Raw genomic sequence first — 23,027 nt, forward strand, 5'->3', positions numbered from 1 at the left:
CTGGGGGAATTTGCTATTGAACAGCGTTCGAGTCGCGCCGGTGCGGTGATCGAATCGCGTGCTCTACCTGCGGCTTTCTACTGGCGGGTAGCCAATAACCGTACTCGCGAGTAGCCCCGTCTGGATTACGGAGGGGGTCTGGTACTGGTTACACTCCCCGTCATGACGAGTGTCCAGCAGCAGCCTTCGCCGGGGTCGGCGGGCGCCCCTGATATCCACACCACCGCCGGCAAACTGGCTGATCTGCGCAATCGGCTGGAAGAGGCCAAGCACCCGATGGGTGAGGCCGCGGTCGACAAGGTCCACGCCAAGGGCAAGATGACCGCGCGCGAGCGCATCCTCGCCCTGCTGGACGAAGGCTCGTTCGTCGAACTCGACGCCCTGGCCCGCCACCGCAGCGTGAACTTCGGCCTGGAGAACCAGCGTCCGCTGGGCGACGGCGTGGTCACCGGCTACGGCACCATCGACGGCCGCGACGTCTGCATCTTCTCCCAGGACGTCACCGTCTTCGGTGGTTCCCTCGGTGAGGTCTACGGCGAGAAGATCGTCAAGGTCATGGACCTGGCGCTCAAGACCGGCCGCCCGCTGATCGGCATCAACGAGGGCGCCGGCGCGCGCATCCAGGAAGGCGTCGTCTCCCTGGGTCTCTACGGTGAGATCTTCCACCGCAACATCCAGGCCTCGGGTGTCATCCCGCAGATCTCGCTGATCATGGGCCCGGCCGCCGGCGGTCACGTCTACTCGCCCGCGCTGACCGACTTCGTGGTCATGGTCGACCAGACCTCGCAGATGTTCGTCACCGGTCCCGACGTCATCAAGACCGTCACCGGTGAAGAGGTCACCATGGAGGAGCTGGGCGGCGCCCACACCCACATGGTGAAGTCCGGTGTGGCGCACTACGTCGCCTCCGGCGAGCAGGACGCCCTGGACTACGTCCGCGACCTGCTGAGCTACCTGCCCAGCAACAACCGCGCCGAGGCCCCGCGCTTCCCGGCCACCGCCGCCGCGGGCGCCATCGAGGAGAACCTCACCGAGGCCGACCTCGAGCTGGACACCATCGTCCCGGACTCGCCGAACCAGCCCTACGACATGCACGAGGTCATCAAGCGCCTGGTGGACGACGAGGAGTTCCTCGAGGTCCAGGCCGAGCGCGCGATGAACGTGATCGTCGGCTTCGCCCGGATCGACGGCCGCAGTGTCGGTTTCGTCGCCAACCAGCCCTCCCAGTTCGCGGGCTGCCTCGACATCGACGCCTCGGAGAAGGCCGCACGCTTCGTGCGCACCTGCGACGCCTTCAACGTCCCGATCATCACCCTGGTCGACGTGCCCGGCTTCCTGCCCGGCACCGGCCAGGAGTACAACGGCATCATCCGGCGCGGCGCCAAGCTGCTCTATGCCTACGGTGAGGCCACTGTGGGCAAGATCACAATCATCACCCGCAAGGCCTACGGCGGCGCCTACGACGTCATGGGTTCCAAGCACATGGGCGCCGACGTGAACCTGGCGTGGCCGACCGCGCAGATCGCCGTCATGGGCGCCTCGGGCGCCGTCGGTTTCGTCTACCGCAAGCAGCTGCAGACCGCGGCCGCCGAGGGCAACGACGTCGACGCACTGCGCCTGGAGCTGCAGAACGAGTACGAGGACACCCTGGTGAACCCGTACGTGGCGGCCGAGCGCGGCTACGTCGACGCGGTCATCCCGCCCTCGCACACCCGCGGCCAGATCGTGTCGGCGCTGCGGCTGCTGGAACGCAAGATGGTGTCCCTGCCGCCGAAGAAGCACGGCAACATTCCGCTCTGATAGTGCGATATGCGCGGTGTGGGGCGCACACTGTCGAATGGGACAAAGGTCTCGTACCGCGCACGATCGCCTCATCCGAGCGAAGATGTTCAGGAATGGCCCTCGCCGTCGAGGGTTGTATCGAATACCGTTTGCGGCCCGGACAAACAGGGGCCACGAATGCGCCGCACACCCTGCGGCGAACGGACAGGAGGACTGGCGCTGTGACGACCATGGCCGATGAAGAAGTACTGCGCGCCGCCGAACTGGATCTAGCAACCGTCGATGAATTGGCGGACGCCGTCGACACGGCCGTCACCGAGGTCGCACCGTCGAGCACCGACCCGGTCATCCGGGTCCTGAAGGGCAACCCGACCGACCTCGAGCTCGCCGCCCTGATCACCGTGTTCGCCGCCGCGTCCGCGAGCGCCGCGGCCGCGCCGGCCGAGACCGGCCCGGCCGACAACTGGGGTGTGCCGACCCTGATGCACCGCGGCTCTTCGCCCTTCTCGCCCTACGCTTTTCCGGCGCTGTCGCACCTGCGCGACTGACGGCCTGTGACCGTCTTCGTACTAGCGTCTCAATCTCCGGCCCGGCTCGGCGTCCTGCGCAATGCGGGCGTCGAGCCGGTCGTCCGGGTGTCCCATGTGGACGAGGACGCGGTGGCCGCGGCGCTGCCCGCGGATACCGCACCCGATCGTGTCGTCATCGAACTGGCCCGCGCCAAGGCACGTGAGATCGCCGGTCAGCTGGCGGCCGATCCCGCCTTCGCCGATTCCGTTGTGGTGGGCTGCGATTCGATGCTGCTCGTGGACGGCGTACTCCAGGGCAAACCCCTGACCCCCGAGGTCGCCCGCGCGCGCTGGGCCGAGATGGCCGGGCGGAGCGCCGATCTGCTCACCGGGCACTGCGTGCTGCGGCTGCGTGCCGGTGAGGTCACCGCCGAGGCGGCCGACTGTAGTTCCACCACGGTGCATTTCGCCAAGCCCGAACCCGATGAACTCGACGCGTACATCGCGACGGGGGAGCCGCTGCAGGTGGCCGGATCCTTCACCCTGGACGGCCTGGGCGGCTGGTTCGTGGACAAGATCGACGGTGATCCGTCGAGTGTGATCGGTATCGGCCTGCCGCTGGTGCGCCGGCTACTGGCCGAAGTAGGCGTCGGTATTGCGCAGCTGTGGGTCGGTGGCGGTCCGCAGTTGCGGTGCGGTACGGCCGGTCGAGGGCGCTAGCCGAGGCTCGCCGGACTCGGCCTGACCCTCCTCGCGCCCGGCCTCGCCGGCGCGCCCCTGCAGTAGTTCCAGACGGGCGACACACAGTTCGGGTTCCACGAACGGGTGTAGGCGCACGGTCACGCTCTCGCGGCCGCCGTTGCGGTCCAGTACTTCTCGCATGAGTCCCAGGTGCACGCCACACACCACCTCGGAGTGGGTGCGGGCCAGTTCGCGTAGTGGGCAGGCGGTCATGCGGATCAGGGCCGACTCTTCGGTCTCGCCGGCCTGGTCGCGTTCGGGGGCGAAGCCGAGCTCCGACATCAGGGTGACGGTGAGGTCCTTGGCGTCTTCCAGCGTTTCGATGGGCTGGTCCGCCGCTTCCAGTTTCGAGCCCCAGGCGCGCCCGGCCGCGATGGCGGCCTCGGAGCGCCGGCGCGGATCGCTGCCCAGCTGATCGGCGAGCACCTGCGCCAATTCCTGATAACCCACCGATCGCTGTACAGCGGTATAGCCGATGCGCGGGCGACCGCGGCCGCGTGGCGGCTGTTGAAATTGGCGGACCAGCGATTCCCGGGTTAGGACGTCCAAATGAAAACGCACCGTTGTCACATGTTGTCCGGTGACACGTGCCAGTTCCTGGGCGTCGAGAGGCTCGCTGGCGCCACGTAGGATCGCAAGCAGTCGCCGTCGCGGCCAAGAATCGGACATAGCTCACCCCTCCTCTCGAGAGACTTTATCGGATGAAGCTGCGCTTAATTCGCTCAATCATCCGATTCGTGATCTGAAACGAGTTACGTAACCGCCATATGCCTACGATCGGTGTCGAGATTCGAACCGCCAATACCTAACCCACCACGCGTGAAGGACCACAACGTGCCCGTCGCTCCGGATCCGCATCACTCGTTCGGCTCCTACGCACATCCTCACCGACTAGTAACCACAGAGTGGCTATCGGCAAACATCGGCACGCCGGGACTCAAGATCATCGAGTCCAACGAAGACATATTGCTATACGACATCGGGCATGTGCCCGGCGCCATCAAGATCGACTGGCGCACCGAGCTGATCGATCCCCGCACCCGTGACGTCGTCGACGGCGTGGCCTTCGCCGACCTGATGCGGGTCAAGGGCATCGAGCGCGACGACACCGTGGTCATCTACGGCGACAAATCCAATGGCACCGCGGCCGCCACCCTGTGGGTGTTCTCCCTCTTCGGGCATGAGGACGTGCGCCTGCTGGACGGCGGCCGCGACGCCTGGATCTCCGAGGCCCGCGACACCACCTTCGAGGTGCCCGCGGCCGGGCTGGGCGACTATCCGGTGGCCGATCGTGACGACAAGTCCACCCGCGCGTTCCGTCAGGACGTGCTCGCGCACTTCGGCGGCCCGCTCATCGATGCCCGCGGGTTCGGCGAGTACACCGGGGAGCTGGTCGTTCTCGATCGCCCCGAGGAACAGGCGCTGCGCGCGGGCCACATTCCCACCGCCGTCAATATTCCGTGGACCTCCTCGGTTGGCGCCGACGCGCGCTTCCGGCCGCGGGCCGAGCTCGATGTCATCTACGGCGCGGTGGTCACCGGCGCCGCGCCGCTGGTCTACTCGCGGGTCGGCGAACGGTCCGCGCTGACCTGGTACGTGCTGACGTATCTGCTGGGCGTGCCCGGTGTGCGCAACTACGACGGCTCCTGGACCGAGTGGGCCAATGCGGTCGGTGCGCCCATCGTGATCGGCGAAGAACCCGGCGAGCCGCCCGCGGTCGTGGCAAGCTCGTAACGCCCGCGCCCCTCCCGGGGTATGCACAGGAGAAGGTCGCGGGAGAGTCTGGTAGAACAGGTTCTAAAAAAGGCCGTTCGAAGAGTCGCATTGCTCACTCTTCGGGCCTACTCTTCGGTAGCCCTATCCTCGGTTCGGTGATTGTTGGCACGATGCCTACACTGCCGACAGACGAAAGTATCCAGAGCACAGGAGGCTCAGTGCCCAACCATGCCAACGCGCAGATCACAAAGGTCCTCGTAGCCAACCGAGGCGAGATCGCCGTGCGCGTGATCCGGGCCGCCAAGGACGCCGGTATCGCCAGTGTGGCCGTATACGCCGAACCGGACGCCGATGCGCCGTTCGTCAAGCTCGCCGACGAGGCCTTCGCCCTGGGCGGCCAGACCTCGGCCGAGTCGTACCTGGTGTTCGACAAGATCCTCGACGCCGCCGCCAAGGCCGGCGCGGACGCCATCCACCCCGGCTACGGCTTCCTCTCCGAGAACGCCGATTTCGCGCAGGCCGTGATCGACGCCGGGCTGATCTGGATCGGCCCCTCGCCGCAGTCGATCCGCGACCTGGGTGACAAGGTCACCGCCCGCCACATCGCCGAGCGCGCCAACGCGCCGATGGCCGCGGGCACCAAGGACCCGGTCAAGAACGCCGACGAGGTCGTGGCGTTCGCCAAGGAGTTCGGCGTTCCGGTGGCCATCAAGGCCGCCTTCGGTGGTGGCGGTCGCGGCATGAAGGTCGCGCACACCATCGAGGAGATCCCCGAGCTGTTCGAGTCCGCCACCCGTGAGGCCATCGCCGCCTTCGGTCGCGGCGAATGCTTCGTGGAGCAGTACCTGGACAAGGCGCGCCACGTCGAGGCGCAGGTCATCGCCGACAAGCACGGCAATGTCGTGGTCGCCGGCACCCGTGACTGCTCGCTGCAGCGTCGCTTCCAGAAGCTCGTCGAGGAGGCCCCCGCGCCGTTCCTGTCCGACGAGGTGCGCTCCAAGATCCACGAGTCCGCCAAGCGGATCTGCAAGGAGGCCGGTTACTACGGCGCCGGCACCGTGGAGTACCTGGTGCAGGGCGAGACCGTCTCGTTCCTCGAGGTGAACACCCGTCTGCAGGTCGAGCACCCGGTCACCGAGGAGACCGCGGGCATCGACCTGGTGCGCCAGCAGTTCCGCATCGCCGAGGGTCACGAGCTGTCCATCAAGGAGGACCCGACCCCGCGCGGCCACTCCTTCGAGTTCCGCATCAACGGTGAGGACGCCGGGCGCGGCTTCCTGCCCGCCCCCGGCCCGGTCGTCGTGTACAAGGAGCCCGCGGGCCCCGGTGTGCGTGTCGATTCCGGTGTGGTCGAGGGCTCGGTCATCGGCGGCCAGTTCGACTCCATGCTCGCCAAGCTGATCGTCACCGGCGAGAACCGTGAGCAGGCGCTGCAGCGTGCCGCCCGCGCGCTCGACGAGTACCAGATCGAGGGCCTGGCCACGGTCATCCCGTTCCACCGCCACATTGTCGAGAACCCGGCGTTCGTCGGTGACGGCACCAAGTTCGACGTCTACACCAAGTGGATCGAGAACGAGTGGGACAACCACATCGAGCCCTACGCCGGTGCCCAGCCCATCGAGGACGAGGACGAGGCGCCGCGCCAGAAGGTGGTCGTCGAGGTCGGCGGCCGTCGCCTCGAGGTGTCGCTGCCGGGCCAGTTCTCGGTCGGCACGGCCGCTTCCGGCAATGGCGTGGGTGGTGCGGTGCGCAAGAAGCCGAAGCCGCGCAAGCGCGGTGGCGCGGGCGCCGGTGCCGCCTCCGGTGACGCCGTGACCGCCCCGATGCAGGGCACCGTCGTCAAGGTCGCGGTCGAAGAGGGCCAGTCCGTCGAGGCGGGCGACCTGGTGGTCGTGCTCGAGGCCATGAAGATGGAGAACCCGGTCACCGCCCACAAGGCCGGTGTCATCACGGGTCTCTCGGTGGAGGCGGGCGCCGCCATCACCCAGGGCACCGTCCTGGCCGAGATCAAGTAGCGCAACACAATTCGCATCAAGTAGCGCAACGCAAGTCGCCGAGTGGCCGCTCACCTGCAGGTGGGCGGCCACTCGCGCTAATGTCATGGCATGGCTGAACCACCCGAGATCCGTATTGGCACCGCCGAGCGTGAGGACGCGATGAAGCGGCTGTCCGATCATTTCGCGGCGGGGCGGCTCAGCGTCGCGGAGTTCGACGAGCGCAGTGGGGTCGTGGCCGCCGCCCTGACGCGCGGTGACCTCGAGCGGGTGTTCACCGATCTGCCGGAGCCGGTGGCGGAGAAGAGCGTTCCGGCGCAACGGGAGTCGCGGTTCGGTGCGCACTGGCGTGGTCGGGTGATGCCGGTCGTCCCGATCATCGCGCTGATCCTGTTCTTCGTGACCCACCAGTGGTGGATGTTCCTGTTGATCCCGCTGGCGGGCGCGGTGCTGTACGGCGGCGGCAATCCGCGGCAGCGGCGGGAGCACCGGGAGCGGCGGCGGCAGCGGCGACTGGATCGGGGATCGGAGGACTGATGGAGCCCATCGAGATCAATGCGGGCAGTTGGTATCTGCGTGCCCTGCGGGCGGACGAGCGCATCGACGACCGGCCCGCCCTGGCCGACGCCGGCATCACCGAGCCCGGCTATGTGGCCCGGCGCAGCGCCGAATGGGCCGAGGAGACCCACTTCTCGTGGGCGGTGTGCATCCCCACCACCGCGGAGATGGTCGCCGAGATCGGTGTGCGGCCCAATGCCGACGGCACCGCGACCGTGACCGGTTGGGCCCGTGCGGGATACGACGCCGCGCTGGCGGACGGCCTGGTGACCGTGCGCCGGTTCACTGCGGGCGCCCTCGGCCTGGAACCGGTCGACGCCTGAATCCGAGCCGCCGGACCCGTCCCGCTGTCCGGTCCGGACACCGATCCTTGTCGTGAAAGTCCTTATCTACCAGCCCTGATGCCGTCCGCACCCGAAAAACCGGTCGTGCTCGGCCCCGGTCGTGGGTCACTCTGGAGTCGCATCCGAAACCGACGACCTGGGGAGGCGGTTATGTGGAGCTGGAGTGAACACCAAGCAGATCGGGCAGCGGCGGCATCGTTCACCGCGTGGCGGATCCGTGATCCGGAGCCGACAGTGACCGATCCGGAATTCAGTGAAACCTCGGACGACGACGGCGCGGGCGGCGGCGGGCGCACCGCTCCGCTCGCGGGCGACGGCCGTACCGGGGGTGGCGGCGAATCGACGGGGGACGCCGCCGCCCCTGCGTACGCGGAGATGCCGTGCGCGGGCGGGGCGATGCCGGTCCCGGGCACCCCGGTGGCGGGCGCGGGTACCCCGGTACTCGTGTCCGCCGACGCCGAGTCCGACGCGGCCGAGCCTGCGCGAGAGGACATTTCCGAGCATGTACTCACGGGCCTGTTCGAGGCCCTGGCGGGCATGCTGCAGGCGGTGTCCGCGCCGCGGTAGCCCGCCGGGCGAGAAGGGGCGGGTCCGATCCGGACCCGCCCCTTGTCGTTGCCGTGTGGATGCGGGCGGGGGAGTAGCGTGCGGTGCATGGACAGGTCGCCGCTGGATGTTGACGTGCTGGGCCGGAGTGTTGCCGAGGTGCCCGAGCTGGGTTTCTTCTCGGCCGTCGAGGTGGTCGAGTCGACCGGGTCGACCAATGCGGATCTGGTTGCGCGGGCCGCGGATTCGAGTGCCGATCGGCTGGTGCTGATCGCCGAGTCGCAGGAGCACGGCCGCGGACGCCACGACCGGCGGTGGGTGAGCCCCGCACGGGCGCAGATCGCCATGTCGCTGCTGGTGCGGGTGCGGGGGATCGATCCCGCCGTGCTGGGCTGGCTGCCGCTGCTCACCGGCGTGGCCGTGGTGGACGCGGTGCGCGCGGCGGCCGGGGTGAAGGCGGTGCTCAAGTGGCCCAATGACGTGCTGGTGGACGGCCGCAAGCTGGCCGGGATCCTGGCCGAGATCGCCGCCGCGGGTGCGGACCTGGCGGTGGTGGTCGGGGTCGGGCTGAACGTATCCCTCACCGAGGCCGAACTGCCTGTCCCGCACGCCACGTCCCTGCTGCTGGCCGGGGCTCCCGAGATCGATCGCACGGTGCTGGTGCAGGCGATGCTGCGCGAGTTCGCCCGCCGCTTCACCGCCTGGGAGGCGTCCGGCTGGGATATCGCCGAGCTGTCGGCGGCCTATCGCGAACGGTGCGCCACTCTCGGCGCGCAGGTACGCGCGGAGCTGCCCGGTGGGGAGGTGCTCACCGGAATTGCCACGGGCATCGACGAATACGGCAGGCTGCTGATCGGTGATCGCGCCGTCTCGGCGGGCGATGTCACCCACCTCCGCGCCGAGTACTGACAGAAACGCGTTTCCCGCAACCTGATTCGCGCCGGCCCCCGAACAGGTTCGGCGCGAGGACTATTGGCTGTTCTGTCCGTGCGGGCGGCCGCCGTGGCGGTTGCTGCCGGCGGGCCCGGGGAAGCCCGGAAGGGTGAAGCCTGGACCGGGCAGACCGGGACCGGGGATCTCGAGTCCGGGCAGCCGCGGGCCGGCGTCGATGGTCGGCGGTTCGGCGGGGGCCAGTGTGTCGTCCGGCATCGGTGTGACGGATTCGGCCGCGGGGTCCTCGGGAGGTTCGGTCATCGGCTCGGTGGTCGGTGGAAGCGCCGCCTGGACAGGAACTTTCGTGGTCGGCACGGCCGAGGTCCGGGCGCGCTGCTCGGGCTGCAGTTCCGCGGCCCGGCTCGTGAACAACGCGGCGCCGATCGCGATGGCGGTGGCGGCGGCCGTGAAGCCCGCGGCGGCGAGCAGTCGCCGCCGGGTCCAGCGGCGAGCGGGCAGATCCAGATCGGCTTCCTTGGACAGCGCGACCGTACCGACGTCCATTCCGGCCGGGATTCCGACAGCGGGTACCGGGCGCGGGAGGGCGGTGGTGCGCGCGTCGGTGTCGGCCGGGTTGGGGATTACCACGGTCACCTGTGCCTCGGGACCGGGCTCGGCCGGGACGGCGGGCGCGGTGAGGGCGGCCTTGGCAGCGGCGGCGAATTCGCCTGCGGTGGAATACCGTTCGCCGGGATTCTTGGCCAGGGCGCGCAGGACGACGGCGTCGAGGGCGGCCGGAACGGTCTCGTCGAGGGTGGACGGCGGCTTGGGCGCGAGGTCGAGGTGGGCGCGCATGAGCTGCGCCGGATTACGCACCCGGAAGGGCCGCTGCCCGGTGAGGCATTCGTAGAGGACGCAGCCCAGGGAGTAGATGTCGGAGCTCGGTGAGGCGGCGCCCTCGAACCGTTCCGGCGCCATGTAGGCGGGGGTGCCGACCAGCATGCCGGTCTGGGTGATGGCGCTCTGGCCGTCCTGCAGGGCGGTGCCGAAGTCGATGAGGTAGGCGACGTCGTCGGGGGCGACGATGATGTTCTGCGGCTTGACGTCCCGGTGGATCAGCCCGGCGGCGTGGGCGTCGTCGAGCGCGGAGGCGACCTGGGAGATGAGGTCCACGGCCGCGTCCGCGGCCATCGGGCCCTCCCATTCGAGGAGGGCCTCGATATCGAGGCCGTCCACGAATTCCGAATCGATGTACAGCCGGCCCTCGAGTTCGCCGTAGCTGTGCACCGGCACCACGTGCGGTCCGTGCAGCAGTGCGGCGGCCCGGGCCTCCCGCTCGAAGCGCCGCCGGTATTCGGGATCGGCGGTCAGGACGGGTGCCAGCATTTTGAGCGCGACGGTGCGATCCGCCACGGTGTCGTGCGCACGCCACACTTCCGCCGACCCGCCGCTGCCGAGCAGTTCGTCGAGGCGGTATCGGCCCAGGTAGCCATCCCCCAACGGATTTCCTCTCGTCACACTGGGGGACACCTTAGCGAACCGAATTTATTTCAATCGCACACAACGTCCCCCTGGTGTCAGACCCTTTGCAATTCGTCGCGGGCGGCTTCCCGGGCGAGCATGCGGTCGCGTTGTTCCTCGAACTTGACGACGTCCTGGCCCAGTTTGTCCAGATAGGCGGCCAGCTCTTCGCGCGCCTTCTCGCCGCGCGGCCCGAAGTCGTTGCGCTCGAAGATATTCCAATTCTTCAGCACCGGACCGACCACTTCCTCCAGGTGCTGGCGCAGGTCGTAGATGCCGTGCTTGGCCATCATGACCCCGTTGCGGCGGAAGTTCGGCATACCGTGGCCGGGCATCACGAAATGGGTGAGCACCTTGGTGATGGCCGCCACCGCCTGGTCGGGCGCCAGGTCCAGGCCGGCCGCGCACAGGGTGCGGTAGAAGATCATGTGCAGGTTCTCGTCGGCGGCGATGCGCTGCAGCATGCGGTCCGCGATGGGGTCGTTGCAGACCTGGCCGGTATTGCGGTGACTCACCCGGGTGGCCAGCTCCTGGAAGGTCACGTACGCGACATTCTCCAGGAAGCCGCCCCAATCACCGGGCGACCGCACGCCATTGGTCATGTGGATCAAGCGGGCCTGTTCCAGCGCCACCGGATCCACGCCACGGGTGACCACCAGGTAGTCCCGCATGACGATGCCGTGCCGGTTCTCCTCGGCGGTCCAGCGACCGACCCAGGTGCCCCAGGCGCCGTCCTGCGAGAAGTTCTCGGCGATCTCACGGTGGTACGAGGGCAGATTGTCCTCGGTGAGCAGATTGGTGATCATCGCGATCTTGGCGACCTCGGTCAGCCGCGACTGCGAGGGATCCCAGTCCTCGCCGCCCATGGCGGCGAAATTGCGGCCCTGCTCCCACGGCACGTAGTCGTGCGGGTGCCATTCCTTGGCCATCGACAGATGCCGATTCAGATTCGCCTCGGCGACGGGTTCGAGCTCACGAAGTATCTGGAACTGCGTCAACTCTCGGGTCACACACGCCTCCTGTGTCTTGCACAACCGGGTAGAGCCTGCTGTCGACGATCACCGGCGAAGCCGGATGGTCCTGCTCGGGACAACCCTGAAGGTCTTGCGCGGTACAACTAGGAAGAAAGGCAACTCGTGCCTGCCGATGGTACCGGCAACCGCACGATTGTGCCCTGGCCCGCAGGTCGCCGAGCGGCATTCCGGCATCCGGCCGCGATAGGGTTTCGGCATGGGTTATCCGGAGGAGGCATTGGCACCCGAAGAGGTGCTGCTGCTGCACCGCCATCCGCACTGGAAGATGTTGTTCTGGCCCGCCGTGACTTTCATCCTGATCACCGCGTTGGCCGGATTCGCCGCGGGGGTGACGGCGCGCAATACCGGCGGCACCCTCCAGACCGGTTTGCTGCTCGGCATTCTGGCGCTGTGGCTGGGGATCGTGGTGTGGCGCAGCGTCGCTCCGCTGATCCGGTGGAAGTCGACGCATTTCATCGTGACCGATCGGCGGGTGCTGATCCGGCAGGGCGTGCTCACCCACACCGGCATCGACATTCCGATGAACCGGATCTCGAATGTGCAGTTCCGCCATGGGTTGTTCGATCGCATGCTGGGTACCGGCACGCTGATCATCGGTTCGTCGTCGGAGGATCCGCTGGAGTACGACGACATTCCGCATGTGCAGCAGGTGCACGCGCTGCTCTATCGCCAGGTCTTCGATGTGGTGCAGAACAATCCGAACGGTGGCGGCTTCTACGGATCCGCCGGGGCGTACCCGTAGTCTGGTGCCGTGACCGCAGTACTGCTGGCCGAAGACGACGAGGCCATCGCCGCCCCGCTGTCGCGGGCGCTGGGCCGTGAAGGCTATTCGGTGACCGTGGAGAGCTACGGTCCCGCCGTGCTCGAACGGGCCCTCGAGGGTGGTCACGACCTGCTGATCCTGGACCTCGGCCTGCCCGGTATGGACGGGCTCGAGGTGTGCCGTCAGGTGCGGGCGCGCGGCGCCGAGCTGGCCGTGCTCATGCTCACCGCACGCACCGACGAGGTGGACTTCGTGGTCGGCCTGGACGCCGGCGCGGACGACTATGTGGGCAAGCCGTTCCGGCTGGCCGAGCTGCTGGCCCGGGTGCGGGCGTTGTTGCGCCGCAGCGGAATCGGGGACGAGGCCGTGGAGGTGGGCGGCATCCGGCTGGAGCCGGCCGCGCGGCGGGTGCTGGTGAACGGCATCGAGGTGAACCTGGCGAACAAGGAGTACGAGCTGCTGAAGGTGCTCATCGACCGGGCCGGGCAGGTGGTCTCGCGTGAGATGATCCTGCGCGAGGTGTGGGGTGACGCCGATCTGCGCGGCTCCAAGACCCTGGACATGCACATGTCGTGGCTGCGCCGCAAGATCGGTGACGAGGGGCCGGTGGCCGAGCGGCGTATCGTGACCGTCCGCGGCGTAGGCTTCCGGTTCAATACCGACTAGCCGCTCAGTTCGAAATCCTTCTGTTGTGCTGTTCCGCGCGCGTCCGAACCCCGAAAACCCGGCGAAGCGAGGCATCTCGACGATGAGACGCAGGATCCTGCTGTCCATGGTGGCCGCCTTGACTCTCACCACTCTGGTTCTCGGTGTGCCGCTGGCGTTCACGGCCTGGAAGTGGGTCGAGGACATCAACCGCAATGAACTGCGCAACCGGCTCAACGGCATCTCCGAGGAGGTGACGCGGCAGGAGCGCGACGGCGTGGTGTACGGCGAGCTGGACACCAAGGCGGTACGGCTGCTGATTCCCGCCAACGGCAAGCTGACCATCATCTATCCGACGCCGACCGAGCCCAACAAGAAGGTCGACATCGGCGCGGACACGGTGCGCGATCCGCTGTCGGAGTCCTGGTCGATGGGCACCGACGGCTCGCTGCGGCTGGAAGTGCCCTCGGCCCCAATGCATTCCATGCAGCGGCAGGCGCTCGGCGCGGTGCTGGGCCTGGTGCTCATCTCGCTGGGCGCGGGCATCGCGGTGGCGGTGGTGACCGCGCGCCGGGTGGCCGACCCGCTGCGGGACGTGGCGGCCCGCGCGGCGCGGCTGGCCATGGGCGACTTCCGCGCCGATCCGCGCCGCCACGGCATCACCGAACTGGACCGGGTATCCGACGTCCTGGATTCGGCCACAGTGGAAATCGCGGGCCGGCTGCAGCGCGAGCACGCCCTGGTCGCCGATGTCTCGCATCAGCTGCGCAGCCGGCTCACCGCCGTGCGCCTGCGCCTGGACGAGCTGTCCGCGCACGCGGACCCGGCGGTGGTGCACGAGGCGGAAGAGGCCATGGCACAGGTGGATCGGCTCACCGACGCCATCGACGAACTGGTCCGCGCTTCCCGCGACGAAGGTGCGGCCGAACGCGATCCGCTGCCGGTGGTGGCCGAACTGCGCAGTGTCGTCGCGGAATGGCGGCATCCCTTCGCCGAGGCCGGGCGCAAGCTGGTGCTGCTCGGCGACCCGACTCTCAAAGCGCCCGTGACCGGTTCACGCCTGCGCGAGGCGCTCGCGGTGCTGGTCGACAATGCGCTCATGCACGGCGGCGGCACCTGCACGGTGTCGGTGCGCACGGTGACGGGCCGCATGGACGACCGCGAGCCGCTGGTGGTCGTCGAGGTCGCCGACGAGGGCGACGGCGTGCGAGATGAGCTGGCGCCGCATATCTTCGACCGCGGCTTCTCGGCGGCGGGCTCCACCGGCGTCGGGCTGGCCCTGGCCCGCGCGCTGATCGAAGCCGACGGCGGGCGACTGGAACTCCAGCGTCGCCGCCCCGCCCTGTTCGCCGTGTTCCTCGGCTCTTCGGGGGTGGCGTCGCGGCCCATCGCGGTCGGCACCGAGCCGCGCTGATCTTCTATCCGTTCTCTAACCGTTCGTTAGCCGGTCCTGAGAATCCGCTTCCTACCTTCGGATTCGTCAACCGGAACCGGCGCACGAATTGCCGGTGAGAGAACAGGAGACGCCATGCCGATCTTCACCGTCCGTTGCACCATGACCGCCGCGGTCATCGGGACCGCCGCCCTCGGGGCGCTGGTACTGCCCGCGGCGGCGCAGGCCGCGACGCCGGATTCGATTGCGGGACTGGCGGATACGGGAAGCAACGAGCCCGTCGCCCCGGCCGCCCCCACCGGTCCGGGCGTACTGATCATCAAGGATCGCGACGGCAATGTGACTGTGCGCCAGGCCGAGCCGGGTGTGCCGCCCGGCCCGAACGCCTTGCCGGCCCTCCCGTTGCAGCCGGGCCTGCCGGCGCCCGGCATGGTGAACGTGCAGCCGGGCGATCCGGGCGTGGCGATCCCGCCCGGCAAACCGTCGCAGACCATTGTGGTGAACCCGGGTCGCTGAGGCTCCGCTCTCAGCTCGCGTCAGTATCGTCTGATCTTGTGACGGGTCCCCGGATTCTGATTGTGGACGACGATGTCAGGGTGCTGTCCTCGGTGGCGCGGGGGCTCCGGATGTCGGGTTTCGACGTCGAAACCGCGGCAGACGGGGCCGCCGCGCTCCGCCAGATCGCCGCGTATGCCCCGCAGGCCATGCTGCTCGACCTGAACATGCCGAATCTGGATGGCGTACAGGTCGTCACGGCACTGCGCTCGCTGGGCAACGACATCCCGATCTGCGTGCTCAGCGCCCGCGCGGAGGTCACCGATCGCATCGACGCCCTGGAGGCCGGGGCCGACGACTACCTCACCAAGCCCTTCGACCTGGGCGAGCTGGTGGCCCGGCTGCGCGCCATGCTGCGCCGCGCGCCCGCCCCGGCCCACGTCACCGACGATCACATCACCGTGGGCCCGCTGACCATCGCACCCGGCGCGCGGCGCGCATGGGTCGACGGCACGCCCCTCGAACTCACCAAACGCGAATTCGATCTGCTCGCCGCGCTGGCCGCGGCGCCGGGGCAGGTCTTCTCCCGCGCCCAGCTCCTCGACCGGGTCTGGGGCTACGACTTCGAAACCCAGACCAAGGTGGTCGATGTGTTCGTCTCCTACCTCCGCCGCAAGATCGAGGCCGCCGGATCCCCACGGCTCGTGCACACCGTGCGCGGCGTCGGCTTCGTCCTGCGGACCGAGCCGTGACCAGGCTGCCGCGACGGCCGGTGTCGCTGCGCGCCCGGGTCGCGCTGGCGAGTGCCGCGACGGCCGCGGTGGTGGTCGCCGTCATGTCGGTGGTGTTGTTCGCGTTCGCGCCGAACGACGCGGCGAATCAGGTCGGCCGGGTGGTCAGCGCGATCGCGCTCGCCCCCGCCCAGCTGCAACCCGGCCGGTCGTTGCCGGAACCCGTGCTGCCGAGTCTCCCCGTGCCCGGCGGCACGGCTGCTCCCGAGCCGGGCCTGCCCGCCGTCACGAAACCCGGGGTGCTCATCGTGCGCGGCGAGCCGGGCAGTCCGGAGCCGGAGTACTCGCGCACGGTGGCGCTCGACGGCCATCCGGTGGCGGTGACCGTGCCGACCGATGTGGCCTCGGATTCGGCTGCGCAGCAGCGGATCCGGATCGTGCTCATCGGACTGGCCGCGGTGCTGCTGGCGGCGGTGCTGGGCTGGTATTTCGCGCATCGGGCGGTGGTCCCGCTGCGGCGGCTGACCGCGGCGACGGCCGGGCTGGGAGAGGGGCTGGCCCTGCAGACCCCGCGTCATCCGGTGGCCAGCGAGACGACGGAATTGGCCGAGGCCATGAACACCCTGCTGGGGCGCATCGCGACCGAGCGCCGGCACACCGGCGAAGCACTGGTCACGGCACGCGATTTCGCTGCCACCGCCGCGCACGAGCTGCGCACGCCCCTGACGGCCATGCGCACCGACCTGCAGGTGCTGCGGTCCATGCCGCTGTCGGATGCCGAACGCGCGGAGGTCCTCGACGAGATCCTGAGTGCGCAGAGTTCGGTCGAGGCCACGCTGCAGGCCCTGGAACGGCTGGCGGTGGGCGATCTGGCCACCGAATCCGATCGGGGGGATCTGGAACTCGGACAGCTCATCGATCAGGTGGTGGATGACGCCCGGCGCTCGAATCCCGGCGTGCTCATCGACACCGAGGCGGTGGAGCCCATCGTGCTGCGCGGGCTGGCCGCGGGGCTGCGTTCGATCGTCGACAATGCGGTGACCAATGCCGTCCGGCACGGCGGGGCGCGGCGCATCGAGATCGCGACGCGGCGCGACGACGATCACGTCGTCCTCACCGTCGACGACGACGGTCGCGGCATCCCGGCACCGGATCGGGAGCGCGTCTTCGAACGGTTCTACCGGGCGAGCACGACGCCGGGCAGCGGTCTGGGTCTGGCCCTGGTCGCGCAGCAATCCCGCCTGCACGGCGGTACCGCGACCATCGGGGAAAGTCCGGCGGGCGGCGTCCGCCTGACCGTCACCCTCAGCTGTGACCCAGCTGCTCCTCGTTCTCGGTGACGAGATCTTCGGCCTCGTTGACGAGGTCCTCGAATTCGGTTTGCAGTTCCTGCATTTCGTCGGGGAACACCCACCGCTTCATGGCCCAGAATCGGAATGCCATTTGCAGCAGGTTGCCGATGATGAAGGCGCTGAAGAAGTCGGCGATGTTCTCGACGGTGAAACTCACATTGGGCTGCCGGAGGTCGAACACGTAGCTCGACACCCACAGCGGCAGCGCGGCGAGTCCGACGCCGATTCCGCTGACCAGGAAGAACAACAGCGCTTCGTGGTGCTTCTCGCGCCCACCGCGCTTGTCGAAGGTCCATTCCCGGTTGAGGATGTAGGACACGATGACCGCGATGGTGCCCGACATGATGCGGGCCACGGTCGGCTTGGTGTCCATGATCGTCCATTTCAGGACGTAGAAAATGCCCAGGTCGATGACGAACGTGGTCGCACCGACTATCGCGAACTTGAGTAGTTCGTAATGGCGGTCCGCGAGGGCCCGCAGGGGGGTGGGCAGGCGGTTGACCACTTTGTCGACAAATGACACGGAGCGAGTCTACGTCTCTGATCCATGCGCTGTCCGGCCGGTACAAATCGGGGCAGATACCTGTCATGCGACCCGCGGGTCAGTAGCCGGTGGGTGTCATGACAACATGGTGCAGCGTGAGCGCCCGTTCCTTCGATTCCTCCGCCATGCCCACCGTCACCATGATCGGCGGTGGCCAGCTCGCGCGCATGACCCATCAGGCGGCCATCGCGCTGGGCCAGCGGCTGCGCGTGCTCGCCGAGCGCCCCGACGACCCGGCCGCCCAGGTGACGCCGGACGTGGTCCTCGGCAGCCACGACGATCTGGCCGCGCTGCGCAAGGCCGCCGTCGGCTGCTACGCGCTGACCTTCGACCACGAGCACGTGCCGACCGCGCACCTGGAGGCGCTCATCGCCGAGGGTGTGAACGTGCAGCCGCCGCCGCAGGCGCTGATCTACGCCCAGGACAAGCTCCGGATGCGGCGCAAGCTGGCCGAGCTGGGCGTGCCGATCCCGGCCTACACCGAGGTGACCTCGGTCGCCGACGCGGTGACCTTCGCCGACGAGCACGGTTGGCCGTTCGTGCTCAAGGCGGTACGCGGCGGCTACGACGGCCGCGGCGTGTGGATGCCCGCCGACGCCGCCGAGGCCGCCCCGATCATCGAAGACCAGCTGGCCCACGGCGTCTCGCTGATGGCCGAGGCCAAGGTGGATCTGAAGCGGGAGCTGTCGGCCATGGTGGCGCGCTCCCCGTTCGGGCAGGCCGCCGCCTGGCCGGTGGTGGAGACCGTGCAGCGCAACGGCCAGTGCGCGGTGGTCATCGCACCCGCGCAGGACCTCAGCGAGGCCAGGGCCACCGAGGCCGAGGCGCTCGCCCTGCGCCTGGCCGCCGAGCTCGGCGTGACCGGCGCCATGGCCGTGGAGCTGTTCGAGACCCAGGCCGGCGAGCTGCTGGTCAACGAGCTGGCCATGCGCCCGCACAACTCCGGCCACTGGGGCATGGACGGCGCCTGCACCGGTCAGTTCGAGCAGCACCTGCGTGCGGTCCTGGACTACCCGCTGGGCAGCACCAGGCCGCTGGCCCCGGTCACCGTCATGGCCAATATCCTGGGTGCGCCGCAAGCCCCCGAGATGTCCATGGACGAACGGCTGCACCATCTTTCGGCCCGCATCCCCGAGGCCAAGGTGCACCTCTACGGCAAGGGCGAACGCCCCGACCGCAAGATCGGCCACATCAATATCCTCGGCGACGACGTGGCCGAGACCCGGGAGAAAGCCGAGCGGGCGGCGCACTGGATGTCGCACGCGATCTGGACCGACGGATGGGATCCGCACCATGACTGACACCGCACAGGTTGGCCTCATCATGGGGTCGGACTCCGACTGGCCCACCATGGAGGCGGCCGCGGAAGCCCTGGCCGAGTTCGGCATTCGCTTCGAGGTCGGCGTGGTCTCCGCGCACCGCACCCCGCAGCGCATGCTCGACTACGCCAAGAACGCGGCCGACCGCGGCGTCAAGGTGATCATCGCGGGTGCGGGCGGCGCGGCCCACCTGCCCGGCATGGTCGCCTCCGCCACCCCGCTCCCGGTCATCGGCGTGCCGGTGCCGCTGAAGTACCTCGACGGCATGGACTCCCTGCTGTCGATCGTCCAGATGCCCGCCGGCGTCCCGGTCGCCACCGTGTCCATCGGCGGTGCCCGCAATGCCGGCCTGCTCGCGGTCCGCATCCTCGCCACCGCCGACCCCGAATTGCGTTCCCGTATGGAACGTTTCCAGCAGAGCCTGGAAGAGCTGGTCCTGGAGAAGGACGAGGCGCTGCGGACCAAACTGCTGGGCTGACACGTCACCTTTCTCTCGAGCTGACCTCACCGTTCCGCGCGCCGTCGACCGTGGCGTGCGGAACGGCCCGCCCGGGTCGCTACCGTTGGCGGATGCCTACCGACCAGCCCGCACGGCCGCGCGCCGACGCGGATTCGACCCAGCGCCGTCTCACCGTGGTGGATCAGGCGCTACGGCTGTTCGCCGAAAAGGGTTACGAGGCAACGACGGTCGATGAGATCGCGGAGGCGGCGGGGATTTCGCGGCGGACCTTCTTCCGGCAGTTCCGGTCCAAGGAGGACGTGGTCTTCGCCGATCACGAGTCGCAGCTGGCGCAGGCGCGGGCATTCTTGGAGAGCACGCCGCAGGGGGATCCGTGGGATGCCGTGTGCGAGGCCGTGGTCGAGGTGTTCGAGCGGTTCACGCAGTGGCGGGAGATCGCGGCCCGGCGCTACGGGGTGGTGCGGCAGGTGCCGACGCTGCGCGAGCGGGAGATCGTCACGGTCTTCCGGTACGAGCGGTTGTTCACCGACTATCTGCGCGGGCGATTGCACGGGACCGCGGATCTGGAGTTGGTGCAGTTCACGGCCGCGGTGACGGCTACCCACAACTATCTGCTGCGGCGGATGGTCCGGGGTGAGTCGGCGGCGAGCCCGGCGGATCTGCGGGCGGCGCTGGCGGCGATTCCGCGCGGAGGACGCGGGCTCGCGCCGGCCTCGGACGAGATGGTGGTGGCGGTGTTTCCCCGGGATCTCTCGCCACGGCAGGTCGCGGACCTGCTGGCCCGTCGCCTCGATGCGCTGTGAGATGCCCACAGTGGCGCAAATGACACTGCGTGCCACAGATTGGTGAGCGGGTACCCGCACGTAATTGCGATTTCGCGGCGTATACTCGACTTCGACTGGCACTGAGTGCCGCACAAGTTGGCGATGCTGGGCAACCAGCGGCGATCCCCCGAAGACCAGGAGAAGAACCCCATGGCGGGCAACCCCGATTTCAACTTGTTCCAGCTCGAGGACTTCCACCACGAGCTGCGCGAGGCCATCCGCGGCCTGTCCGAGAAGGAGATCGCCCCCTACGCGAAGGACGTGGACGGCAACGCCCGCTTCCCCGAGGAGGCGCTGACCGCCCTCAACGCGGCCGGCTTCAATGCCGTGCACGTGCCGGAGGCCTACGGCGGCCAGGGCGCGGACTCGGTCGCCACCTGCATCGTGATCGAAGAGGTCGCCCGCGTCTGCGGTTCCTCCTCGCTCATCCCGGCCGTCAACAAGCTGGGCACCATGGGCCTGATCCTGAACGGCTCCGAGGAGCTCAAGCACAAGGTGCTGTCCGACATCGTCGCGGGCAAGATGGCCTCCTACGCCCTGTCCGAGCGTGAGGCCGGCTCCGACGCCGCCTCCATGCGCACCCGCGCCAAGGCCGACGGCGACGGCTGGATCATCAACGGCTCCAAGTGCTGGATCACCAACGGCGGGCGGTCCGACTGGTACACCGTCATGGCCGTCACCGACGCCGACAAGGGCGCCAACGGCATCTCCTCGTTCATGGTCCACAAGGACGACGAGGGCTTCGTGGTCGGCCCGCTGGAGCACAAGCTGGGCATCAAGGGTTCCCCGACCGCCGAGCTGTACTTCGAGAACTGCAAGGTCCCCGGCGACCGCATCGTCGGCGAGCCCGGCACCGGTTTCAAGACCGCCCTGCAGACCCTGGACCACACCCGCCCGACCATCGGCGCGCAGGCCGTCGGCATCGCCCAGGGCGCCCTGGACGCCGCGATCGCCTACACCAAGGACCGCAAGCAGTTCGGCAAGGCCATCGCCGACTTCCAGAACACCCAGTTCATGCTGGCCGACATGGCCATGAAGATCGAGGCCGCCCGCCTCATGGTCTACACCTCGGCCGCCCGCGCCGAGCGTGGCGAGAAGAACCTCGGCTTCATCTCCGCGGCCGCCAAGTGCTTCGCCTCGGACGTGGCCATGGAGGTCACCACCAACGCCGTCCAGCTCTTCGGCGGCGCCGGCTACACCACCGACTTCCCGGTGGAGCGCATGATGCGCGACGCCAAGATCACCCAGATCTACGAGGGCACCAACCAGATCCAGCGCGTCGTCATGTCGCGTCAGATCCTGCGCTGATCCCCTTTCCGATCCGGCATAGATGCGGGAGGCGGCTCCGAGCTGGGCTCGGGGCCGCCTCCGTTGCGTTCGGCCCAGATGAGGGAGTGCCGGGCCGGACGTCTGCGAACTACTGCGCGGACAGGCTGCTGAGCAGGCCGCCGATCAGCGGGATGGAGTTCGAGCTGCCGGTTCCGGTGGACGGGGTGCAGCTGGTCCCGGAGGGTGCGGTCTGCACGACGGTGACCGCCAGCGGGCCCTCGGCGGTGGCCGCGACATGGGCCTCGGTGACGAACAGGTTCCAGGAGCCCGTCGCGGTGGCGGACGCGGGCACCGACTGCGACGGCGTCCACTGGAAGGTCACGTCCTGGCCCGAGGTGGAGGCCACGGCGGCGGACCACCAGGTGACGTTGCTGGTGGTGTTGGTGGCTTCCAGCACGAAGTTGTTGTCGCCGTACTGCGAGGCCATGGCCGCGGCGTCGGCCGCGGGGAAGGTGATGGTGTAGGTGGTGCCGGCGCAGTAGGCCGTGGAGGTCGTGATGGCGAGCTGCGCGGAGGCCGCGGGGGCCATCGCGAGGGTGAGCCCGGCCACGGCAGCGGCTCCGGCGATACCGGCGCTCGAACGAGCAAGGACCGACTTCTTCATCGGGTCTGTTTCTCCCCAGTTGTTGTCGAAAACCCCTGTGTCCAGGGGACTTCCGGACCTTAACCGAGTATTGAAACGATAGTTCTTCACTTAGCCGGGAATCTCCTGTGAATCGGCGAGATTCGACCGCCGCGTGACGCGCGGGCCGCGGACGCGGCGAAATCTGTTCAGTAGCTGAAGGATTGCTCTGGTAATCGGCTCGCCGTCCATGTGCGGCAGGAGGGTTCGCCGGAACTTCTCTTCGCGGCTTCCCCGGGTAAAGCGCGGGTTCGAGGGCTGTTCGGGTGGGGATGCCGGGGGCACTATGGAGCCATGGCCGGAGTCGAAATCAACGACACCTTCGTCCGGCGCACACTGGCCGACGGACGGGTGGAAGAGGTCGCGTGGACCGAATTGGCAGAGGTGCGGATCATTACGGCGGCCGACGGCCCGTTCGCGGGGGACGTGTTCTTCGTATTGATCGGGGCGACCGGTAAGGGGTGTGTGGTGCCCTACTCGGCCGCCGACACCGCGTTCCTGGCCAAGCTGCAATCGCTACCGGGGTTCGACGAGGCGAAGGTGGGGGAGGCGATGGTGGGCAGTGCCGACCGGCATTTCCGGGTCTGGCAGCGTCGGCAGCATCGCGCGAATTAGGCCACCAGGTCGGCGTATTCGGGGTGCTCCCCAATGTACTTCTCGACGTACCAGCAGGTGGGAATGATCGAAAAGCCGTCCGTGCGCGCGTCGTTCAGCGCGAACTCCACCACCTGCGCGGCCACGCCGCGGCCCCGGAACTCGGGAAAGGTGAGGGTGTGCTGGATGTCGCGGACCTTGGTGTCGCCGTCCACCCGCTCCGCGTAGTCGGCGTAGCCCGCGAGAGTGTCGTCCAGGTAGATCTCGTAGCGGGTCGCGTCGGCATTGTGTTCCAGCTTGGTGCTCATGACCGGTGTGAACTCCCTTGTGATGTGGAT

General features: G+C 68.5%; 26 protein-coding genes. 20 read left to right on the top strand and 6 right to left on the bottom strand.

Going from position 1 to position 23,027, the window contains the following annotated elements; genetic code table 11:
* Positions 1-162 precede the first annotated feature (162 nt).
* From ACFXN1_RS32665 to ACFXN1_RS32675, 3 genes are all read left to right on the top strand, one after another.
* A complete protein-coding gene (locus tag ACFXN1_RS32665; protein WP_354830132.1) occupies positions 163-1,800 on the top strand; it encodes an acyl-CoA carboxylase subunit beta in 1,638 nt (545 codons plus the stop codon).
* Positions 1,801-2,012: 212 nt separating this feature from the next.
* Complete coding sequence (locus tag ACFXN1_RS32670) at positions 2,013-2,330, top strand: acyl-CoA carboxylase subunit epsilon (RefSeq protein WP_379394976.1); 318 nt, start codon at positions 2,013-2,015, stop codon at positions 2,328-2,330.
* Positions 2,331-2,336: 6 nt separating this feature from the next.
* A complete protein-coding gene (locus tag ACFXN1_RS32675) occupies positions 2,337-3,011 on the top strand; it encodes a Maf family protein (protein ID WP_379440411.1) in 675 nt (224 codons plus the stop codon).
* Here the strand turns inward: ACFXN1_RS32675 and ACFXN1_RS32680 are convergent.
* A complete protein-coding gene (locus tag ACFXN1_RS32680) occupies positions 2,922-3,701 on the bottom strand; it encodes a helix-turn-helix transcriptional regulator (protein WP_379463743.1) in 780 nt (259 codons plus the stop codon). The genes ACFXN1_RS32675 and ACFXN1_RS32680 overlap by 90 nt on opposite strands.
* A 165-nt stretch (positions 3,702-3,866) precedes the next feature.
* Between ACFXN1_RS32680 and ACFXN1_RS32685 the strand changes: the two genes are divergently transcribed.
* The 6 genes from ACFXN1_RS32685 to ACFXN1_RS32710 all read left to right on the top strand — a co-directional run bounded on the left by ACFXN1_RS32685 (position 3,867) and on the right by ACFXN1_RS32710 (position 9,099).
* Complete coding sequence (locus tag ACFXN1_RS32685; RefSeq protein WP_379440408.1) at positions 3,867-4,766, top strand: sulfurtransferase; 900 nt, start codon at positions 3,867-3,869, stop codon at positions 4,764-4,766.
* 200 nt (positions 4,767-4,966) lie between these two features.
* Entirely contained in the window at positions 4,967-6,763 is a 1,797-nt protein-coding gene (locus ACFXN1_RS32690) for an acetyl/propionyl/methylcrotonyl-CoA carboxylase subunit alpha (RefSeq protein WP_379440407.1), read from the top strand.
* A gap of 90 nt (positions 6,764-6,853) precedes the next feature.
* Positions 6,854-7,279 carry a DUF1707 domain-containing protein gene (locus tag ACFXN1_RS32695; protein ID WP_379440405.1) on the top strand — a complete coding sequence of 142 codons (426 nt, stop codon included), beginning with the start codon at positions 6,854-6,856 and terminating at the stop codon, positions 7,277-7,279.
* Entirely contained in the window at positions 7,279-7,623 is a 345-nt protein-coding gene (locus ACFXN1_RS32700; RefSeq protein WP_354830122.1) for a hypothetical protein, read from the top strand. Before ACFXN1_RS32695 ends, ACFXN1_RS32700 begins: the two co-directional genes overlap by 1 nt.
* 255 nt (positions 7,624-7,878) lie before the next feature.
* Entirely contained in the window at positions 7,879-8,211 is a 333-nt protein-coding gene (locus ACFXN1_RS32705) for a hypothetical protein (RefSeq protein ID WP_379440404.1), read from the top strand.
* Between the two features lie 87 nt (positions 8,212-8,298).
* The gene (locus ACFXN1_RS32710; protein WP_379440402.1) at positions 8,299-9,099 is read left to right on the top strand and encodes a biotin--[acetyl-CoA-carboxylase] ligase; all 801 of its coding nucleotides are present in this window, start codon (positions 8,299-8,301) and stop codon (positions 9,097-9,099) included.
* 60 nt (positions 9,100-9,159) lie between these two features.
* Here ACFXN1_RS32710 and ACFXN1_RS32715 read toward each other — a convergent pair whose 3' ends face one another.
* Both ACFXN1_RS32715 and ACFXN1_RS32720 read right to left on the bottom strand, forming a co-directional pair.
* Positions 9,160-10,581, bottom strand: a complete 1,422-nt coding sequence (locus tag ACFXN1_RS32715; RefSeq protein ID WP_379440400.1) for a serine/threonine-protein kinase — start codon at positions 10,579-10,581, stop codon at positions 9,160-9,162.
* Positions 10,582-10,640: 59 nt separating this feature from the next.
* Positions 10,641-11,594, bottom strand: a complete 954-nt coding sequence (locus ACFXN1_RS32720; RefSeq protein WP_379440399.1) for an acyl-ACP desaturase — start codon at positions 11,592-11,594, stop codon at positions 10,641-10,643.
* A 220-nt stretch (positions 11,595-11,814) separates the two neighbouring features.
* Between ACFXN1_RS32720 and ACFXN1_RS32725 the strand changes: the two genes are divergently transcribed.
* From ACFXN1_RS32725 to ACFXN1_RS32750, 6 genes are all read left to right on the top strand, one after another.
* Positions 11,815-12,360: a PH domain-containing protein gene (locus ACFXN1_RS32725; protein WP_379394933.1), complete on the top strand. Its 546-nt coding sequence runs from the start codon at positions 11,815-11,817 to the stop codon at positions 12,358-12,360.
* A gap of 9 nt (positions 12,361-12,369) precedes the next feature.
* Positions 12,370-13,047 (top strand): response regulator transcription factor, encoded by a 678-nt coding sequence (locus ACFXN1_RS32730; RefSeq protein ID WP_354830111.1) that lies wholly within the window; start codon positions 12,370-12,372, stop codon positions 13,045-13,047.
* An 82-nt stretch (positions 13,048-13,129) separates the two neighbouring features.
* Positions 13,130-14,440, top strand: coding sequence for a sensor histidine kinase (locus ACFXN1_RS32735; protein ID WP_379381990.1), 1,311 nt, complete (start codon positions 13,130-13,132; stop codon positions 14,438-14,440).
* 114 nt (positions 14,441-14,554) lie between these two features.
* Positions 14,555-14,935, top strand: coding sequence for a hypothetical protein (locus ACFXN1_RS32740; protein WP_379440397.1), 381 nt, complete (start codon positions 14,555-14,557; stop codon positions 14,933-14,935).
* Positions 14,936-14,973: 38 nt separating this feature from the next.
* A complete protein-coding gene (locus tag ACFXN1_RS32745; protein ID WP_379440395.1) occupies positions 14,974-15,666 on the top strand; it encodes a response regulator transcription factor in 693 nt (230 codons plus the stop codon).
* Positions 15,663-16,985: an ATP-binding protein gene (locus ACFXN1_RS32750; protein ID WP_379440394.1), complete on the top strand. Its 1,323-nt coding sequence runs from the start codon at positions 15,663-15,665 to the stop codon at positions 16,983-16,985. The genes ACFXN1_RS32745 and ACFXN1_RS32750 overlap by 4 nt, the downstream gene beginning before the upstream one ends.
* Here ACFXN1_RS32750 and ACFXN1_RS32755 read toward each other — a convergent pair.
* Positions 16,951-17,520, bottom strand: a complete 570-nt coding sequence (locus ACFXN1_RS32755) for a GtrA family protein (RefSeq protein WP_364623406.1) — start codon at positions 17,518-17,520, stop codon at positions 16,951-16,953. The two genes, ACFXN1_RS32750 and ACFXN1_RS32755, sit on opposite strands and share 35 nt — an antisense overlap.
* 98 nt (positions 17,521-17,618) lie before the next feature.
* On the opposite strand from ACFXN1_RS32755, the gene ACFXN1_RS32760 reads away from it, so the two are divergent.
* From ACFXN1_RS32760 to ACFXN1_RS32775, 4 genes are all read left to right on the top strand, one after another.
* Positions 17,619-18,842: a 5-(carboxyamino)imidazole ribonucleotide synthase gene (locus ACFXN1_RS32760; protein ID WP_379440392.1), complete on the top strand. Its 1,224-nt coding sequence runs from the start codon at positions 17,619-17,621 to the stop codon at positions 18,840-18,842.
* On the top strand, positions 18,835-19,338 hold the full coding sequence (purE, locus tag ACFXN1_RS32765; protein WP_379440391.1) for a 5-(carboxyamino)imidazole ribonucleotide mutase: 504 nt from the start codon (positions 18,835-18,837) through the stop codon (positions 19,336-19,338). The genes ACFXN1_RS32760 and purE overlap by 8 nt, the downstream gene beginning before the upstream one ends.
* A 92-nt stretch (positions 19,339-19,430) precedes the next feature.
* Entirely contained in the window at positions 19,431-20,123 is a 693-nt protein-coding gene (locus tag ACFXN1_RS32770; protein ID WP_379440390.1) for a TetR family transcriptional regulator, read from the top strand.
* Positions 20,124-20,294: 171 nt separating this feature from the next.
* A complete protein-coding gene (locus ACFXN1_RS32775) occupies positions 20,295-21,452 on the top strand; it encodes an acyl-CoA dehydrogenase (protein WP_354831566.1) in 1,158 nt (385 codons plus the stop codon).
* Between the two features lie 109 nt (positions 21,453-21,561).
* Here the strand turns inward: ACFXN1_RS32775 and ACFXN1_RS32780 are convergent, their stop codons facing one another.
* A complete protein-coding gene (locus tag ACFXN1_RS32780) occupies positions 21,562-22,077 on the bottom strand; it encodes a hypothetical protein (protein WP_379382003.1) in 516 nt (171 codons plus the stop codon).
* 312 nt (positions 22,078-22,389) lie between these two features.
* Here ACFXN1_RS32780 and ACFXN1_RS32785 point away from each other — a divergent pair, with 312 nt between their 5' ends.
* A complete protein-coding gene (locus ACFXN1_RS32785) occupies positions 22,390-22,710 on the top strand; it encodes a hypothetical protein (RefSeq protein ID WP_379394947.1) in 321 nt (106 codons plus the stop codon).
* On the opposite strand, the gene ACFXN1_RS32790 is transcribed toward ACFXN1_RS32785, so the two are convergent.
* Entirely contained in the window at positions 22,707-22,997 is a 291-nt protein-coding gene (locus ACFXN1_RS32790; protein WP_379463744.1) for a GNAT family N-acetyltransferase, read from the bottom strand. The two genes, ACFXN1_RS32785 and ACFXN1_RS32790, sit on opposite strands and share 4 nt — an antisense overlap.
* Positions 22,998-23,027 lie beyond the last annotated feature (30 nt).

Origin of the sequence: Nocardia sp. NPDC059154 (assembly GCF_042755705.1) — a bacterium.
Classification (GTDB): domain Bacteria; phylum Actinomycetota; class Actinomycetes; order Mycobacteriales; family Mycobacteriaceae; genus Nocardia.

Coding starts and splice junctions, on each gene's coding strand:
- ACFXN1_RS32665 (WP_354830132.1), top strand. CDS start 163: ATGACGAGTGTCCAGCAGCAGCCTTCGCCGGGGTCGGCGGGCGCCCCT.
- ACFXN1_RS32670 (WP_379394976.1), top strand. CDS start 2,013: ATGGCCGATGAAGAAGTACTGCGCGCCGCCGAACTGGATCTAGCAACC.
- ACFXN1_RS32680 (WP_379463743.1), bottom strand. CDS start 3,701: ATGTCCGATTCTTGGCCGCGACGGCGACTGCTTGCGATCCTACGTGGC.
- ACFXN1_RS32695 (WP_379440405.1), top strand. CDS start 6,854: ATGGCTGAACCACCCGAGATCCGTATTGGCACCGCCGAGCGTGAGGAC.
- ACFXN1_RS32700 (WP_354830122.1), top strand. CDS start 7,279: ATGGAGCCCATCGAGATCAATGCGGGCAGTTGGTATCTGCGTGCCCTG.
- ACFXN1_RS32710 (WP_379440402.1), top strand. CDS start 8,299: ATGGACAGGTCGCCGCTGGATGTTGACGTGCTGGGCCGGAGTGTTGCC.
- ACFXN1_RS32725 (WP_379394933.1), top strand. CDS start 11,815: ATGGGTTATCCGGAGGAGGCATTGGCACCCGAAGAGGTGCTGCTGCTG.
- ACFXN1_RS32735 (WP_379381990.1), top strand. CDS start 13,130: ATGAGACGCAGGATCCTGCTGTCCATGGTGGCCGCCTTGACTCTCACC.
- ACFXN1_RS32740 (WP_379440397.1), top strand. CDS start 14,555: ATGCCGATCTTCACCGTCCGTTGCACCATGACCGCCGCGGTCATCGGG.
- ACFXN1_RS32760 (WP_379440392.1), top strand. CDS start 17,619: ATGACAACATGGTGCAGCGTGAGCGCCCGTTCCTTCGATTCCTCCGCC.
- purE (WP_379440391.1), top strand. CDS start 18,835: ATGACTGACACCGCACAGGTTGGCCTCATCATGGGGTCGGACTCCGAC.
- ACFXN1_RS32770 (WP_379440390.1), top strand. CDS start 19,431: ATGCCTACCGACCAGCCCGCACGGCCGCGCGCCGACGCGGATTCGACC.
- ACFXN1_RS32775 (WP_354831566.1), top strand. CDS start 20,295: ATGGCGGGCAACCCCGATTTCAACTTGTTCCAGCTCGAGGACTTCCAC.
- ACFXN1_RS32780 (WP_379382003.1), bottom strand. CDS start 22,077: ATGAAGAAGTCGGTCCTTGCTCGTTCGAGCGCCGGTATCGCCGGAGCC.
- ACFXN1_RS32785 (WP_379394947.1), top strand. CDS start 22,390: ATGGCCGGAGTCGAAATCAACGACACCTTCGTCCGGCGCACACTGGCC.
- ACFXN1_RS32790 (WP_379463744.1), bottom strand. CDS start 22,997: ATGAGCACCAAGCTGGAACACAATGCCGACGCGACCCGCTACGAGATC.